This is a genomic window from Aurantimonas sp. 22II-16-19i (assembly GCF_002088275.1).
In the GTDB taxonomy this organism is placed as follows: domain Bacteria; phylum Pseudomonadota; class Alphaproteobacteria; order Rhizobiales; family Rhizobiaceae; genus Jiella.
Window position 1 is genome coordinate 57,931 of the sequence record NZ_AQQS01000017.1, and the last position, 14,938, is coordinate 72,868.

The window sequence follows — 14,938 nt, forward strand, 5'->3', positions numbered from 1 at the left end:
CCTCGCCGGGGCCCGCCTGGCCGCCGTTGTCGTCGAAGACATGGGAGAAGTGGAACCACGAGACCTCGATCCGGCGCTGTACCGCGCGTCACGGTCGGGCGCGATGTGCCAGACCAAGCAGGCCAGACGAAGCAGGCCAGACGGAGAGGCCGGCATGCGTGCAACGGGCCGGCAGACCTTGGCCGTCACGCTTCAGTAGGCCGCCTTCGTGCGGAACAGGCTGAGGGGCGTCATGGCGAGGATGTAGACATCCAGCAGCAGCGACCAGTTCTCGATGTAGAAGAGGTCGAATTCGAACCGTTTGACGAGTTTCTCCGGCTCGTCGATCTCGCCGCGCCAGCCATGGATCTGCGCCCAGCCGGTGATGCCCGGCTTGACCTTGTGGCGGCCGAAATAGCCGTCGACGATCTCGGTGAAGGTCTCGTCGCGGCTCGACTTCGCATGGACGGCGTGCGGGCGGGGCCCGACCAGCGAGAGGTCGCCGCGCAAGACGTTGAAGAGCTGCGGCAGTTCGTCGATCGAGGTCTTGCGGATGAACGCGCCGACGCGGGTGACGCGCCTGTCGTTCTTGGTGACGATCTGCTTGGCGTCCGGGTCGCTCATCTCGTGATAGAGCGAGCGGAATTTGAAGATCTGGACCACCTGATTGTTGAAGCCGTGGCGCTTCTGCCGAAAGATGACGGGTCCCGGGGAATCGAGCTTCACGGCGATCGCCGCGGCCGCCATCACCGGCGACAGCAGCAGGATCGCAAAGAGCGCCGCGGTGACATCGAGCGCGCGCTTCGCAATCGCGTCCCAGTCGGCGAGCGGGCGGTCGACCACGTCGATCAGCGGCAGGGATCCGACATAGGAATAGGTGCGCGGTCGGAACTTCAACTCGCCCGCATGGGCCGCGAGACGGATGTCGAGGGGCAGCACCCAGAGCTGCTTCAGGAGGACGAGCAGCCTTTGCTCCGCCGACAGCGGCAGGGTGACGATCAGCATGTCGATGCGGGTGCGCCTGGCGAACTCGACGAGTTCGGCGATGGTGCCGAGCTTCGGGTAGCCGGCGACCAGCGGTGGCGAACGGCGGTCGTTCCGGTCGTCGAAGATGCCGCAGATCCGGATGTCGTTGCCGGGCTGCATCTCCAGGCCGCGGATCAGCGTCTCGGCGTTCTTGCCGCCGCCGACGATCAGCGCGCGGCGCTCCATGCGGCCGTTGCGCGCCCAGCGGCGCAGATTGTAGCCGAGGATCAGTCGCGCCGGAACGATCACGCCGAGGATCGCCAGGGACCAGGCGACGAACGGAAACGCGCTGAAGGTCGCCGAGGTGAGCACATAGAGGGCCGCGGCCACCAGGCCGACGGCAAGGCCGAGTCCCACTGCGACGCGCCACAGCCTTACAGCGGACGCCTTGAGGAAGGACAGCTCATAGGTGTGGGCCGAGGTGAGGATCGCCGCCCCGAGTGCGGCTCCGGCCGCTGCCGCGCCGATACCCGTCAGGACGCCGGTTTCCGGAGGCTGCGGCTGCAGGCTCCACAGCACCGCGCCGAGAGCGAAGACTGTTGCCGCTTCGCCGAGCCGCCAGAGGCTGCACAGCATGCGCGGGCTGATGAAGTCGTTGTCGAGATGGGTCAGCGCCTGCAGGGCCTGCGCGTTCAGGACCACCGGCCCCGTGCCGGTCGCGCTCGCGGTCGCTCTGCCTGGCAGATTGTCGGCGTCGTGGAACAAGGGACGGTTCGCCTTGGGGTCTCTCATCGATCCTGCCCGCCCGTTACCGTCGTGCCGCTGGCCGGCCCCCGGCCATCGGAGCCGGTTTTCCATCGGCCCCGTCGATCTTTTGTCTGGAGCAGCCTGCGCATTGTCATGGAAAGCCGCTAAGAAAGCGTTGCATACTTTCCACCGCCGGCCGATGCGGCGCGGCCTGTGCCAATGGTCACACCGGTCGCATTGGCAAGCATGCGATCGAGACCAGCGAAAGAGGTGTCGCCGCGGCCCCGAGCGGCAGGCGGTACCGGGCCGGCGGTCTGACCAGGCGAGCAAACGGAGAGCGACATGCATCAGGTGCCAATGCGCGGCGGGGCGACGTCCCGCAGGACGAGGAGGACCGGCGGAGGCGGGCGGCTCGCTTTGGTCCTCCTGCCGATCCTCATGGCGGCCATGACGATGGCGATGACGGGGGCAGCGCAGGCCCAGACCCTGCCCGGTTGCAGCGCCACCACCCTCGAGAACCCCGCGCGCCAGGTGCTCGATTGCGGCAATGGTCTCGTCATCGACAAGGAGGCCGCCGCGGCGCTTGCCAGCCAGACGCCGCAGCGTTCGCTCGAGCTGGATGAACGCGCGGTGCTCATCCAGGTCTCGCCGCGCGACTCCTTCCAGGTGTTGACCCCCCACGCCATCGCGACGGTGCGCGGAACGACCTTCGCCGTGGACGTGGAGACCGGCCTGACGTCGGTGTTCGTCGTCGAGGGCAGCGTCGCGGTGGAGCAGCGGACCGGGTCGGACGCCGTGCTGCTCGGGCCGGGAGACGGGGTGGACGTGCGCCCGGGCGAGCCGCTGGTGGTGCGCCAGTGGCCGCAGCTGCGGGCCGACGCGCTGCTCGCCCGCCTCGGGCGATGACGTGACGCCGGCGACGAGGCAGGCGGCCGGGCTCCGGACCTCCCGCCGGACCTCCCGCCTGTCCTGGCCGCTGACGGCCTTGCTGCTCCTCGTCGCCATCGTCTGGAGCGGCTGGCTGGCGCGGACGCAGCTTCGCGGCGAGGCCAGCGTCATCGACCGGCTGGAGACCGCGACCCTCGACTGGCGGCTTCAGATCGCCGGGCCGCTGGCGCCGCCCGGCACCGTCGCCATCGTCGCCATCGACGATCGGACGGTGACCGCCGAGGGCGGCTATCCGCTGGCCCGCGGGCGGGTGGCGGCGATCGTCGCGGCGATCGAGCGGAGCGGGGCGAAGGGGCTGGCGATCGACATCCTGTTCGCCGGATCCGGCGGTTCGACCTCGGGCGAAACAGGCGGGGGCGAAACAGGCGGGGGCGAAGCGGCGGCCGGCGACGTGGCGCTGGCCGCGGCCCTCGCCAGAATTCCCTCGGCCATCGCCGCCGCGGCGACCTTCGACAAGGCGGCGTCGAGCCTCGTGCCGATGGCCGAGGACGTCCTCTCTCCCGCCGCCCTCTTCGCCGATGCCGCCAGGGTCGGGCTGGTCAACGTCTCCACCGATGCCGGCGGCACGCCGCGGCTGATGCCGATGCTGGTGCTGACGCCGAAGGGGCCGATGCCCTCGATCCTCCTCGCCGCGGCCGGCCTCGGCACCGGCGGCGAGGCGGCGCTTTCCGGCGATGCGGTGCGGCTGGGCGCTGCGAGCCGCCGGCTCGACCTCGGCTGGCACCTGCCGCTGCGCTTCCACGGGCCGGCGGGCACCATCGCGACGGTGAGCGTCGAGCAGCTCCTCACCAAGGGCTCCGACCCGAAGCTGGCCGGCAAGCTGGTCTTCCTCGGCGTCACCGCGACGGCGATCGGCGACAACTTCTCCACCCCCTTCGACCCCCAGATGCCCGGCGTCGAGGTGCTGGCGACGGGCGCCGCCAACCTGATCGACGGAACCGCCCTCGTCCGCGACGCCGCGGTCCGGCGCATCGACGCGGGCGCCGCGATCGCCCTGACGCTCGCCGCCGTCGGCCTGATCGCTTTGGTGCCGCTGCCGATCGCGCTCGCCGTCGCGGCGGCGACGCTGCTCGCCTGGCTCGGCGCCACGACGATCGGCGTCGCGAGCGGCGTCTGGCTCGCCAGCGTCCTGCCGCTCGCCGCCATGCTGCCGCCGGCGGCGCTGGCGGGCTCGATCCGGCTTTACCAGGACCGCCGGCTCGCCCGCACGCTGGCCGCCGCCGAGGCGGCGCTGCGGCGTTTCCAGCCCCGGGCGCTCGCGCTCCATCTCGCCGGCCACCCGGACTTCCTGATGGTGCCGCAGGAGCGCAGCGTCGCCATCCTCTTCGTCGACCTCGCCGGCTTCACCGGCATGAGCGAGCGGCTCGGCGCGTCGCGGACGCGGGACGTCCTGAAGGAGTTCCACACCCTCGTCGTCGAGGAGCTGGTGCCGCGCGGCGGCGTCGTCCTCAACTTCATGGGCGACGGCGCCATGGTGGTGTTCGGCCTGCCCGAGGAGGGCGACGGCGACGCCACCCACGCGCTCGCCGCCAGCCTCGCCATGATCGCCGCGGTGCGCGGCTGGATCGCCCGCACCGGCGCCGAGACAAGGCTCGGCGGCGTGCGCCTCGGCGCCCATTACGGGCCGGTGATCCTGTCGCGCCTCGGGCATGACGAGGAGCAGCACATCACCGCCACCGGCGACAGCGTCAACGTCGCCAGCCGCTTGATGGAGGTGGCCAAATCCCACGGTGCCGGCATCGCGGTGTCGAAGGCCCTGTGGGACGCCGCCGACGTCGCCGGCCTCACCCCGCCCGAAAGCTGGGAGGTGGTGGCGATCCGCGGCCGCGCGGAGGCGATGACGGTGGGCCTCTGGCGGTGAGGGCGCCGGCAGGGCCGGCCGCGCCGATCTCGCCGGCCGCGCCGCCGCCGCCGACGCCCGCATCTTCGACCCGGCGCCCGCCGGTCATGCCGCTCGTGCCACTGTCGCCGCGCCGGCGGATCGCCGCCGTCTCCAGCGCCCGCAGCCGGGCGTCGCGAAACGCTTCCGGCTGGCGCATGCGCAGCGCCGCCAGCCGCAGCGCCATCAGCGCCTCCTTCGGCAAGGCGTCGAGGCAGGGCGGAACGCCCGCCTCGCCGGGCCGGGCGCCGAAGCGGCAGGTGAAGTCGCGCCGGCAGTCGCCCCGCCGGCAGTGCCGCACCAGCCCCTGGGCGATCGCCGCCAGCGCCCGTTCGTCCTCGCCCGGATCCCCGGCCGCGCCATCCTCGGCCGCGCCATCCTCCGCGGGCCGAACCTTGCAATGCCTGCGCCGGGGCGGCCGCGAGCGCCAACCGGCGGCGATCAGCGCCGCCCGGCAGGCGCTCGCATGGGCCCGCGCCAGGGCGCGGCTCTCGGCCCGCTCCTCCGGGCTTGCGGGCGGCTTCGGCATCGCCGGGCCCGGGGTCTTCGGCATGGCATCCTCCGCCCATGGCTGATCGGCCCCGCGCCGCGTTTTCCGCGGCCGGGCTGATGCGATTTCGATCTGCCGCCCCTCGTGCCTCCGGCAGTCGGGCGGCGGTGCACCGGAGGCAAGCCCTCCGAGTTTAGTCTCATCAATCGGCTCGCCTCCGGCGCACCGCGCGGCTCTTGAGCGACCTCCCATGGACCATCACCCGCCGGATCGACGGGGTCTGGCGGCGGCTGGCGCTTCACCCGCCGCGCCTTTTCAGCGCGGCGACTTCAAGCGGACCGATCCGCACCCGCGCCGTATTACGCGAGGGGCCAGCGGCGCCGGGAGGCCGTCCGGGACGCCCGCCCTCCGGAAGGGCGAACGGCGCGGAGACCGCATCGCCGGCCCGCGAGCGCTCCCGGCGAGCGCCCGTGCCCGGTTCCCGTCGACTTGGAGGGGGTGGACCGGCGATGGGGGGAGTATGGCGAGCGGGGGTAGGGCGGGGATGGGAATATTTGCGGGGTGAGGGGAATCAGGGGGTTGGGGGGAAACCGGTCCCGAGATATCTGCGGGGGACAGGATGGGGCGCCCTCTCTCCCCTTGAGGGAGCGGAAAAGAGGGGTAGAGATACCATATTGCCGGGCTCGCAGATCGAGCGATTTGGGTTCGAAACAGGGCGTCCAGAAAACCGCCCTAACGTTCCTCACGCGTCGGAATAGATACGGGGCCGATGATTTAGGGTGGTCAACCACGCCACACTCTCTAGAGGTTTCGTGACAAGCCAAATCGTTGCATTGGCGATCACAAGCGATCACTAACTGCCGCCACCTTCCCTCCACAAACTTCTAACGTCATCCCTCAAACGGATGTCATCGCTTCGAAGACTCTCAAACTTGAGAAGGCTCTCGGGTCTGCGCATGTGGATAAAGCGCGCCGGAGTCCCTCCTGCTCCTATGTTCGGATCTTCGATTATACGTTCATGAGATTCAAGGACGCGTAATAGATCATCAAACAGAGGATCCCTCATAAAAGACTTTGCCGCGTGATCGTCTGGATCCAGTTTGAGCCAATACTGTCTCATGAAAAGTCTGCAAAGCCGTTCGAGTAATTTTACAGCCGGAGAGCGTGAGTCCGAATCGTTTTCCAACGAAGAATGAGTAAAGAATTTCGCAATTTCATCCGGATCACGAGTGCTCGTAATGCTGTTTGCCCTATGGAATTCCACGTGATTTATATTGGCGTGGAACGGAAAAGTAGTTGCTTCATCCAGGATTAGGGTTTCGATCGCGCAGTCACTGTCGAGCGATAAGGCGCTGCAATTTGAGCCTCGAACATCCAGTCGCAAAAAAAAGATATTCTGCAGTTGACAGTCCAAAACTTCATCCGGCAAACATGCCTCTTCGATACTCGCGTCTTTATAAACACGGTTCCCGTCGCCGACACTTCTTCCAAGCGTTGTCAAGCACAAGCCGAAAACATTCTGACCGAATCTCCCAAAAGCGCCTTTTTCGAGCTCCCTGTGCGCTGCGCTGTGAAAGCGGGAGAATTGATCCTCATCTAGAGTGCGCAGTATATCGCAAATGATTCCTTGCACCTCCAACCCAACTACTCCGCGGCGGGCCGCTCCTGAAAAATGCCCTAATGTTACCTCACTCACGAGCCCTCGCGCAAGATAGTAGTAAAATATCTCAGAGTGAGAGAATTTGCGCATTTTCGAATACGCTTCGTCCCGCTCTAGCATTGCTAGAGAACCTATTTTTGTGACGAAGCGCCCCAGATCGCGATCTGCCAGGACAGGTTTAAGTTGATTTTCGGCGATTAACTCAAGATACGGGATATCAAGTGACAAAGTTTCGTTCGCAGACATTTCCAAGGCGAACTCACTAAGTAATTTATCTAGCAAATCTGCATAGTCGATGTCACGGGTTTCCCGTATCGTATCGCTTAATAGAGCGCTCTCACGATTTACAATCGCATCAATCAGGAAATATTTCGGACCATTTTATTGCTAGAAATAAAACGCCAAGACTTATTGGGGAGTTTTGCGAGAACCGACAAGAAATACGGCCGAAGGGAGTAGCTCCCAGCTTCAAGAAAATCGAACCGCCGCAGCATTTCAATTTCATCATTTGGCCAACCTGAGGAGGATAAATAATCCGACGCAGTTTGCGGGCTAGTAGTACTTAATCTCGCCCGCTTTGTCGAGATATTGATCTCGCTCGATTTGACGCTGTCAGAGAATGATTGCGCATCAAAAAATGTGTCGCGGCCGGCAAGTATTATTGGGCCGCCCGACTTAGTCTTTTCGAGGAACTGCCGCAATGCCTCCCAAGCGTCCACGTAACCGGCTGGGTCAGCTAGTTCATCAAAACCGTCTATACAGACCTGTAAAAGACCCATCCGAATAAGGATTGGAACTTGAGCATAGGTGAATTTCGAACCAGAGGACTGAGTCGCCCTGGCTAGAAAATCGTCTAGTGTCGCAAGTCCGCGACCGCGGTTCACTACATGCAAAATCGGAGGTACATATATCCCATGACTTTTTTGTTGGCAGCGCTCCCACATCAAACGTCGCACAAGAGACGTTTTTCCTACGCCCGCAGGGCCGTCTAGCAGAATGATATCTAAGCGCTCAGGATCTTTTTTTGGTTGAGCGGCATGTAGGAAGCTTGCTAAACTCAGATCGCTGCCATCAATGTCGCCGACCGGTTCGATAAGCGACTCAGGATCAAATTGGTCCTGATCTCGATGAAATATGCGATTCTGCGCGGCAAACAGCGCGTCAATATCCGCAAAAGTCTCCGAACCAATCAGTGATGCAAGGGAGGAAAATTTCTTGGATTGATTGTTCAAAAACAAATCTACTGCATTCGATTGGTGATGTGATACAATTCGAATTTCCTCCCCATTTCTTATTAAGCAAACACTTTCTCTCAGATTGTTGCTGGTGCTTTCGATATCAGTTGCAACATCTGCAAACGGTTGAACAGATTCAAATAGCGATGTCATACTAAAATTGACCTCGTATCTAGGTGAGAGTTTTTGTTCTGGCGCGTTATACGCATGAGTTTCGTTTTGCCGCCCCACTGAATAGAGGTCACAATAGCAGGCCAAATATCGTCATCGTCGCAGATTACGATGTTGTGTTCAGCCATTCCCAATCGAGTTGCAAATAGTAGGTCAGCTCCAAGGCACATATCCACCATTTTCTGTTCCTTGTTTCGTGTGGGCGCGCGAGATTTCATCGGCCGCCCGAGAGTATCCCAAACCGTCGCTCTTGGACCTCCGCAAAGCAACTGATTTCCCCAACCAAATTCGCCATCGAAGGAAATTTCGCCATGCCGAACAGGTTCGCTGAGGAAGCGTTGTTCAATCCGCTCGAACGCGACGCGGACACTCGTTTTAGTCTTTCCTTGGTGCCAACCGTTGTAGATCCGGAGCTTCACTCTTACGGCTGATGAGCTTTTTACCCGGCGCAAATAATCAGAAACTTTGTTATCGAGAGACAAAATCGCTTCTTCTGCAATCTGCTCTTCGCTTCGCGATCGATAGCGAAAACTGTGTGTCGCAATTCGCTGCGCTGCTCCCCAGTCAATATATACAATAGCATTCTCCACTTTTCCCATCATATTTTACCGTCCCGGTCGCCCGGTCTTGCTCGGGCGGCGTTTGCGCTTTGCGTCGCCGGGGTCCTCGTAGGAGCCGCGGCCGATGCGTTCGCGGCGGATGGGGGCGGGGCCATCCTCCGGCGTCGAGCCCTTGGCGCCCCCCTCTGTCCTGCCGGACATCTCCCCCACAGGGGGGGAGATCGGCTGGTTTGAGGGCGCCGGTTTTTTCGGCGGGGCCTTGCCGGTGGGCTTTTCGGTGCGGCCGACGGTCATTTCGTCGAGGGTGTTCTTGCGGAAGTAGGAGCGGGAGCCTTCCCCTCGTGGTTCGCCCTTCGACGGAAGCTCAGGAGGCTCACCATGAGGGGAAGGGGGCGTGCCCTTCCCCGCCGGCACCGCCGTGTCGGTGCCGGGGCCCATGTCGTCGAGCGACGGCTTGCGGAACAGCGAGGCGGGGGCGGCGACGGTGCCCGAGCCGGGGGCCTTGAGGACTTCGCCGCGGGGGCCGAAGCGTTCGTCGCCGATGGTCGCGCGGTCGCGCTTGGCCTTGCGGCCGTGCTTGGTGCGGCCGGTGGAGGGGCCCATGACGGACTCTTCCAGGTCGACGGCGTGGGCGAGGGGGTCACTCATCCCCTCATCCTGAGCGGCGGCGCCGCGCCTGGTTGGGCGAGCGGACGCGTCGGCGCGTCGCCCTCGCCCTTCGACAGGCTCAGGATGAGGGCTCACGCCTGAGGCGTCGGTGCCGGCTGCCACGGCGGCATTGGAGCCGAGACCGGACCCGGTCCCGAATTCCAGCTCCTTGGCGTTGAGTTTCTTGATCTCGTCGCGGAGGCGCGCGGCGCGTTCGAAGTCGAGGTCGGCGGCGGATTCGCGCATCTGTTTTTCGAGGTGCTCGATATGGGCGCGCAGATTGTTGCCGACCAGCTCGCCTTCCCTGGTGCCGCCGCCGACGTCGACGCGGACGTGGTCCTTCTCGTAGTAGCTGTCGAGAATGTCGGCGATCTTCGCCTTCACCGAGGCCGGCGTGATGCCGTGCTCGGCATTGTAGGCCTCCTGCTTCTCGCGGCGGCGGGCGGTCTCGGCCATCGCCCGCTCCATCGAGCCGGTGACGTGGTCGGCATAGAGGATCACCTTGCCGTCGACGTTTCTCGCCGCGCGGCCGATGGTCTGCACCAGCGAGGTCTCGGAGCGCAGGAAGCCCTCCTTGTCGGCGTCGAGAATGGCGACGAGGCCGCATTCGGGGATGTCGAGGCCCTCGCGCAGGAGGTTGATGCCGACCAGCACGTCGAAGGCGCCGAGGCGCAGGTCGCGGATGATCTCGATGCGCTCCAGCGTGTCGATGTCGGAATGCATGTAGCGGACCCGGATGGCCTGCTCGTGCAGATATTCGGTGAGGTCCTCGGCCATGCGCTTGGTCAGCACCGTGACGAGGACGCGGTAGCCCTTGTCGACGGTCTCGCGGATTTCGCCCAGAAGGTCGTCGACCTGGGACCGGGCGGGGCGCACCTCGACCGGGGGATCGGTGAGGCCGGTCGGGCGGATCACCTGCTCGGCGAAGACGCCGCCGGCTTCCTCGAGCTCCCAGGTGGAGGGGGTGGCGGAGACCGCCACGGTCTGCGGGCGCATCGCGTCCCACTCCTCGAAGCGGAGCGGCCGGTTGTCCATGCAGGAGGGCAGCCGGAAGCCGTATTCGGCGAGCGTCGCCTTGCGCCGGAAGTCGCCGCGATACATGGCGCCGATCTGCGGCACGGTGACGTGGCTCTCGTCGATGAAGACGAGGGCGTTGTCGGGGAGATATTCGAACAGGGTCGGTGGCGGGTGGCCGGGCTGGCGGCCGGTGAGATAGCGCGAATAGTTCTCGATACCGGCGCAGGAGCCGGTGGCCTCGATCATCTCGATGTCGAAGCGGGTGCGCTGTTCGAGGCGCTGGGCCTCCAGCAGGCGGCCGGCCTTTTCCAGCTCGACGAGGCGGTGCTTCAGCTCCTCGCGGATCTGGCGGACCGCCTGGTTCAGCGTCGGGCGGGGGGTGACGTAGTGGGAATTGGCGTAGATCTTCACCGACTTCAGGTCGTCGGTCTTGGAGCCGGTGAGGGGATCGAACTCCTGGATCGACTCGATCTCGTCGCCGAAGAGGGAAATGCGCCAGGCGCGGTCTTCCAGATGGGCGGGGAAGATCTCGATGGTGTCGCCGCGCACCCGGAACGAGCCGCGCTGGAAATCCATGTCGCGGCGCTTGTATTGCTGGGCGACGAGGTCGGCGAGGAGCTGGCGCTGGTCGAGGCGGTCGCCGACGCTCATCTGGAAGGTCATCGCCGTATAGGTCTCGACCGAGCCGATGCCGTAGATGCAGGAAACGGAGGCGACGATGATGACGTCGTCGCGCTCGAGCAGGGCCCGGGTGGCGGCGTGGCGCATCCGGTCGATCTGCTCGTTGATCGAGGATTCCTTCTCGATGAAGGTGTCGGAGCGGGGAACGTAGGCCTCGGGCTGGTAGTAGTCGTAATAGGAGACGAAGTACTCGACGGCGTTGTCCGGGAAGAACGCCTTGAACTCGCCATAGAGCTGGGCCGCCAGCGTCTTGTTGGGGGCGAGGATCAGCGCCGGCCGCTGGGTCCGCTCGATGACGTTGGCGACGGTGAAGGTCTTGCCGGAGCCGGTGACGCCGAGGAGGACCTGGGTCTTGTCGTGGTCGGAAATGCCGGCGACGAGGTCGGCGATGGCGGTCGGCTGGTCGCCCTTCGGCGTGTAGTCCGAGGCGATGCGGAAGGGCACGCCGCCTTCCGACTTGTCCGGCCGCGCCGGGCGGTGGGGCAGCCAGACCTCGCCGTTCTTGATCAGCGGGTTGCCCTCGGAGATCAGCCGGGTCAGCGCCTCGACCGTGGCGGTGACGCCGCCCTCGGGCAGGGATTTCGCGTCCTCCAGCGAGACGTCCATGCCGGCGACGGGATTGAGGCCGGCGGCGGCGCGCTGCCTCGGATCGCTGGTGCCGCCCATGGAGGTGCCGCGGGAGGTCCTGCCGGGCTTCTGGCCGGACGACGGCTTGGGATCGCGGGCGGCCTTGGACTTCTTGCCCGCCGCCTTCTCGGGCGCTTCGCCGGCATCGGCGCTGCGCTCGGCCTGCGTCTCGGTGCCGCGGGCGATCTCGTCGGCCCAGCCGGAGATCGGGCCGGACAGGGGCGCGCCGGCATCGAAGCCGGCCTGGGGCGCCTCGCCGAAGCCGGGCGCGCCGTCGGCGCGCTCGGAGGCGTCGGAGAAGTCCTGCAGCGGCCCGCGGCGGGCGGGGGCGGAGGGATCGAAGACGTCGGCAGCCTCGGCAGCCGCCTCGGATGCGGCGTTGCGGGAGGCGGCGGGGCGGCGGGGCGCTTTGCGGGGTATGGAAGCCATGGCGGAACATATAGAGACCGCGGCGGGCGGATGGAAGGTGGCGCGGCAGCTTCGGGCGCGGTGCGGGAGCCGCTTCCACGGTTCCCCGCAGGCGGAGGCCGGCGAGCGCTCCGGGGCTGCAACGGCCCGCCGCGTGGCGCAGGCCCTGGCGGGCGCCCCTGCGGCGCGCCGTCGAGCGCCGACGGCAAGATCAGCATCCGATGCCGTGTCGCATCTTCCGCAGGGGTATTGCGATGCAGCAGAGGAATATTTGCAGACGGCAAGAATCCGTTTTCCTCTGTCTTGAAACTTTGCTAAAATTCTAGGCACCCCCGAAAGGAAGAGAATGTCCTGCCGCGAGACAAGCGGCGGGAGCGGGCACCTGTTTGCTTCCGGCTCCTGGGGTGCTTGGGAGGACATGACATGCCACTTCTGACTGCTCTCGCCATCAGCATCGGCGCCCTCGGCGGCGTCGCGACATGGATCTTCGTCGGGCCGGCGGCCGGCGTCGGCCTGCAGATCTGGGCCGCCTTCGTCGCCTGGGCGGCGTTCTACCACTCCGGCGGCAAGATGGCGGCGCTGCGCGCCAACGTCCCCGCCCATATCCTCGGCGCCGTCGTCGGCTGGCTGGCGCTGGTCGGCACCACCAGCCTCGCCGGCAGCCTCGGCGTGCCGGTGGCGGCGGGAATCTGCGTCGGCATCGGCGCCGCGGCCATGGTGTTGGCGGCGAACCTGCCGATCTTCGGCTCGATCCCGTCGACCGTCTACGGCTTCGCCTGCGTCGCCGCCTATGCGCTGCTCGCGGGCAAGCTCGGCACGCTCTATGCCGGCACCATCGTCGACAACCCGCTGATCAACATCGTCGCCTCGATGGTGATCGGTTCGGTGCTCGGATACCTGTCGGAGGCGATCGGCGTCGCCATCAGCAAGGGCCCCGCCGCCCCGAAGGCGCCTGCGCGGGCCTGAAGACCGGCGCCTGAAGACCGGGGCCTGAAGATCGGAGCCTGAAGACTCGGGCCTGAAGATCGGGGGCCCGAGACGCACCCGACGGACGGTTTCCGCGGCCCGTGAGGCCTTCACGGGTCGCGGGACGTATGGGACGGACCGACGCCGCCTTCGGCGACTGTCGGGCCGGCCCGGCGGACCTATGTCCCCGAACGAGCCAGAACCGGACGTTCGGGAGTTGCCGACGATGACGATCCCTTGCCGCATGCAGGACACAGGCCGCGCGCCGCCGGAACGGGCGAGACGGGCGGCCGCGAGCGCCGCGTCGCTCGGCCTGGCGCTCTTCCTCGCCATGCCCGCCGTCGCCGCCGAGACCGGCGATCTCGAGGCGCTGCGCCAGCGGGCGCTCGAACTCGCCAACCAGGATCGCGCCGCCCACGACCTGCCGGCGCTGACGCTGCAGCCGGCGCTGAACGAGGCGGCGCAGGCCCATGCCGAGGACATGGTCGAGGACGGCTATTTCGCCCATGTGGCTCCGGACGGCACCGGCCCGCAGGATCGCTATCTCGCGGCTGGCGGCAGCCGGGCCAAGGTGGTCCGGGAAAACATCGCCCGCTGTTCCGGCTGCCCGGTGCCGCCGACGCTGGAGCGGGTCGAGGCCTTCGAGACCGGCTGGATGAACAGCCCGGAACACCGCCGCAACCTCCTGAGCGAGGGGCTGGCCGGCTTCGGCTATGGCATCGCCGGCGCGGACGGGCGGGTCTATGGCGTCCAGCTCTTCGCCGGGCCGGGGACGTCGCCAAGTGTCGGGCCGGACCAGGCGGCCGCGCCGATCCCGCCCGGCGAGCGCTCGGCGGCGATGGTGCGGCTGCTGGGCAGCGCGCGCGAGGGGCAGCCGGCGCTCGCGGCCGACGACGCCCTCGCCACGGCGGCCGCGGATCTCCTCGACCAGATGGCCTCGGGCGGCGAAACCCGGCTGTTCGAGGCGCTGCCGTCCGGCGAGAGGCGCGACTGGCGCTCCCTGAAGGTGCTGACCGCCGGCTGCGGCGGCTGCGGCACGGCCATCACCGACGCGGATCTGCGCTTCTTCCGCGACCAGTGGATGCAGGACCCGCAATTCTCCGCCGCCCTGACGAGCGACCGCTTCGAGGCGGCCGGCGCCGCGTTCGAGGCCGACGGCGAGGGCGGCAAGCAGGCGCTGGTGGTGCTGGGCGAGCGGCGGTAGGTGGGGACGCGGCCGAGCGGAGCGGATCGATGGGAGGGCGGCGAGCGGGGCCGAAGGAGGGAGGGCCGTACGTTGCCGCTACTGGGAGGGCGCTGGCTGTACGGCAGCTCGGCGCCCAATTTGGCCGTTGGATTGACAAGGAATACTTGTTTGGAGCGGACATATGTTATTATGACGACTAAAGTTTTTCATCTTAGTTGAAAGACGTTTGACGGCACAGAAATGCACGTCCAGAGCGCCGCAATGTTTTTCCGCAATCTGAAGTATACGCGGCAGATCTACTGGCAGTGGGTTTGTGCGCACGGCCCAGAAAATGCCAGGCCGTGCGATTTTTTTAGGGTTTACGCCGATGCTGGGTCGGATCGACGAGGCGGTACCGCTGGCCCTTCTGTTGGGGGGGAGGGAGCGGTTCGCTTCGCGTAACAGTGCGTTCGACGCCGGTTCCACCACCTCGGGGGCCGGTGATCTCGTACTGGCCAGATTTCGGTGCCTTCTGCCCGGCTTGAGGAGCTTGTCAGGCATGCGCCACCTCCATGGAACCCGGCGAGACGTCCGCAAAGCGCTTCCCAGTCGCAATCTCGCTGATCCGTCCCTGATTCAGATCGAAATCTGCAGCGATCCGGTGCTGAAAGTCTCCCCGGGCAAGCCGGGCCTTGATGATCGACACCTCCTGCGGTGTCAGCTTGGTGATGGTAGCCATTGAGGCATACTCCTAGGCGCGGATGAAAAGATTTGCCCCGGAGTCCCCAACC

At 66.0% G+C, this 14,938-nt stretch carries 11 protein-coding genes; 4 read left to right on the forward strand and 7 right to left on the reverse strand.

From position 1 onward, the window contains the following. Positions 1-192 precede the first annotated feature (192 nt). Positions 193-1,737, reverse strand: coding sequence for an undecaprenyl-phosphate glucose phosphotransferase (locus tag ATO4_RS14635; RefSeq protein WP_083592274.1), 1,545 nt, complete (start codon positions 1,735-1,737; stop codon positions 193-195). A 297-nt stretch (positions 1,738-2,034) separates the two neighbouring features. Here ATO4_RS14635 and ATO4_RS14640 point away from each other — a divergent pair, with 297 nt between their 5' ends. Beyond that, positions 2,035-2,598, forward strand: coding sequence for a FecR domain-containing protein (locus ATO4_RS14640; RefSeq protein ID WP_245308763.1), 564 nt, complete (start codon positions 2,035-2,037; stop codon positions 2,596-2,598). A 1-nt stretch (position 2,599) separates the two neighbouring features. Then, positions 2,600-4,501 (forward strand): adenylate/guanylate cyclase domain-containing protein, encoded by a 1,902-nt coding sequence (locus ATO4_RS14645; RefSeq protein ID WP_083592275.1) that lies wholly within the window; start codon positions 2,600-2,602, stop codon positions 4,499-4,501. On the opposite strand, the gene ATO4_RS14650 is transcribed toward ATO4_RS14645, so the two are convergent. From ATO4_RS14650 to uvrB, 5 genes are all read right to left on the reverse strand, one after another. Next, positions 4,425-5,072: a hypothetical protein gene (locus ATO4_RS14650; RefSeq protein WP_083592276.1), complete on the reverse strand. Its 648-nt coding sequence runs from the start codon at positions 5,070-5,072 to the stop codon at positions 4,425-4,427. The two genes, ATO4_RS14645 and ATO4_RS14650, sit on opposite strands and share 77 nt — an antisense overlap. A 790-nt stretch (positions 5,073-5,862) precedes the next feature. After that, on the reverse strand, positions 5,863-6,921 hold the full coding sequence (locus ATO4_RS27145) for a hypothetical protein (protein ID WP_139802456.1): 1,059 nt from the start codon (positions 6,919-6,921) through the stop codon (positions 5,863-5,865). A 107-nt stretch (positions 6,922-7,028) separates the two neighbouring features. After that, on the reverse strand, positions 7,029-8,057 hold the full coding sequence (locus ATO4_RS27150) for an ATP-binding protein (RefSeq protein ID WP_139802457.1): 1,029 nt from the start codon (positions 8,055-8,057) through the stop codon (positions 7,029-7,031). After that, entirely contained in the window at positions 8,054-8,677 is a 624-nt protein-coding gene (locus ATO4_RS27155; protein ID WP_139802458.1) for an NYN domain-containing protein, read from the reverse strand. The genes ATO4_RS27150 and ATO4_RS27155 overlap by 4 nt, the downstream gene beginning before the upstream one ends. 3 nt (positions 8,678-8,680) lie before the next feature. Beyond that, complete coding sequence (gene uvrB / locus ATO4_RS14655; RefSeq protein WP_083592277.1) at positions 8,681-12,037, reverse strand: excinuclease ABC subunit UvrB; 3,357 nt, start codon at positions 12,035-12,037, stop codon at positions 8,681-8,683. Between the two features lie 402 nt (positions 12,038-12,439). Here uvrB and ATO4_RS14660 point away from each other — a divergent pair, with 402 nt between their 5' ends. Further along, on the forward strand, positions 12,440-12,982 hold the full coding sequence (locus ATO4_RS14660; RefSeq protein ID WP_083592278.1) for a DUF1097 domain-containing protein: 543 nt from the start codon (positions 12,440-12,442) through the stop codon (positions 12,980-12,982). A 244-nt stretch (positions 12,983-13,226) separates the two neighbouring features. Continuing rightward, the gene (locus tag ATO4_RS14665) at positions 13,227-14,186 is read left to right on the forward strand and encodes a CAP domain-containing protein (RefSeq protein ID WP_176222996.1); all 960 of its coding nucleotides are present in this window, start codon (positions 13,227-13,229) and stop codon (positions 14,184-14,186) included. A 514-nt stretch (positions 14,187-14,700) separates the two neighbouring features. Here the strand turns inward: ATO4_RS14665 and ATO4_RS14675 are convergent. Then, a complete protein-coding gene (locus ATO4_RS14675) occupies positions 14,701-14,886 on the reverse strand; it encodes a hypothetical protein (protein WP_083592280.1) in 186 nt (61 codons plus the stop codon). Between the last annotated feature and the right edge of the window lie 52 nt (positions 14,887-14,938).

Excerpts from the sequence above, each read along its gene's own strand:
- ATO4_RS27150 (WP_139802457.1), bottom strand. The coding sequence starts at position 8,057 with ATGACATCGCTATTTGAATCTGTTCAACCGTTTGCAGATGTTGCAACT.
- ATO4_RS14665 (WP_176222996.1), top strand. The coding sequence starts at position 13,227 with ATGCAGGACACAGGCCGCGCGCCGCCGGAACGGGCGAGACGGGCGGCC.
- ATO4_RS14650 (WP_083592276.1), bottom strand. The coding sequence starts at position 5,072 with ATGCCGAAGACCCCGGGCCCGGCGATGCCGAAGCCGCCCGCAAGCCCG.
- ATO4_RS14660 (WP_083592278.1), top strand. The coding sequence starts at position 12,440 with ATGCCACTTCTGACTGCTCTCGCCATCAGCATCGGCGCCCTCGGCGGC.
- ATO4_RS14675 (WP_083592280.1), bottom strand. The coding sequence starts at position 14,886 with ATGGCTACCATCACCAAGCTGACACCGCAGGAGGTGTCGATCATCAAG.
- ATO4_RS27155 (WP_139802458.1), bottom strand. The coding sequence starts at position 8,677 with ATGATGGGAAAAGTGGAGAATGCTATTGTATATATTGACTGGGGAGCA.
- uvrB (WP_083592277.1), bottom strand. The coding sequence starts at position 12,037 with ATGGCTTCCATACCCCGCAAAGCGCCCCGCCGCCCCGCCGCCTCCCGC.
- ATO4_RS14635 (WP_083592274.1), bottom strand. The coding sequence starts at position 1,737 with ATGAGAGACCCCAAGGCGAACCGTCCCTTGTTCCACGACGCCGACAAT.
- ATO4_RS14640 (WP_245308763.1), top strand. The coding sequence starts at position 2,035 with ATGCATCAGGTGCCAATGCGCGGCGGGGCGACGTCCCGCAGGACGAGG.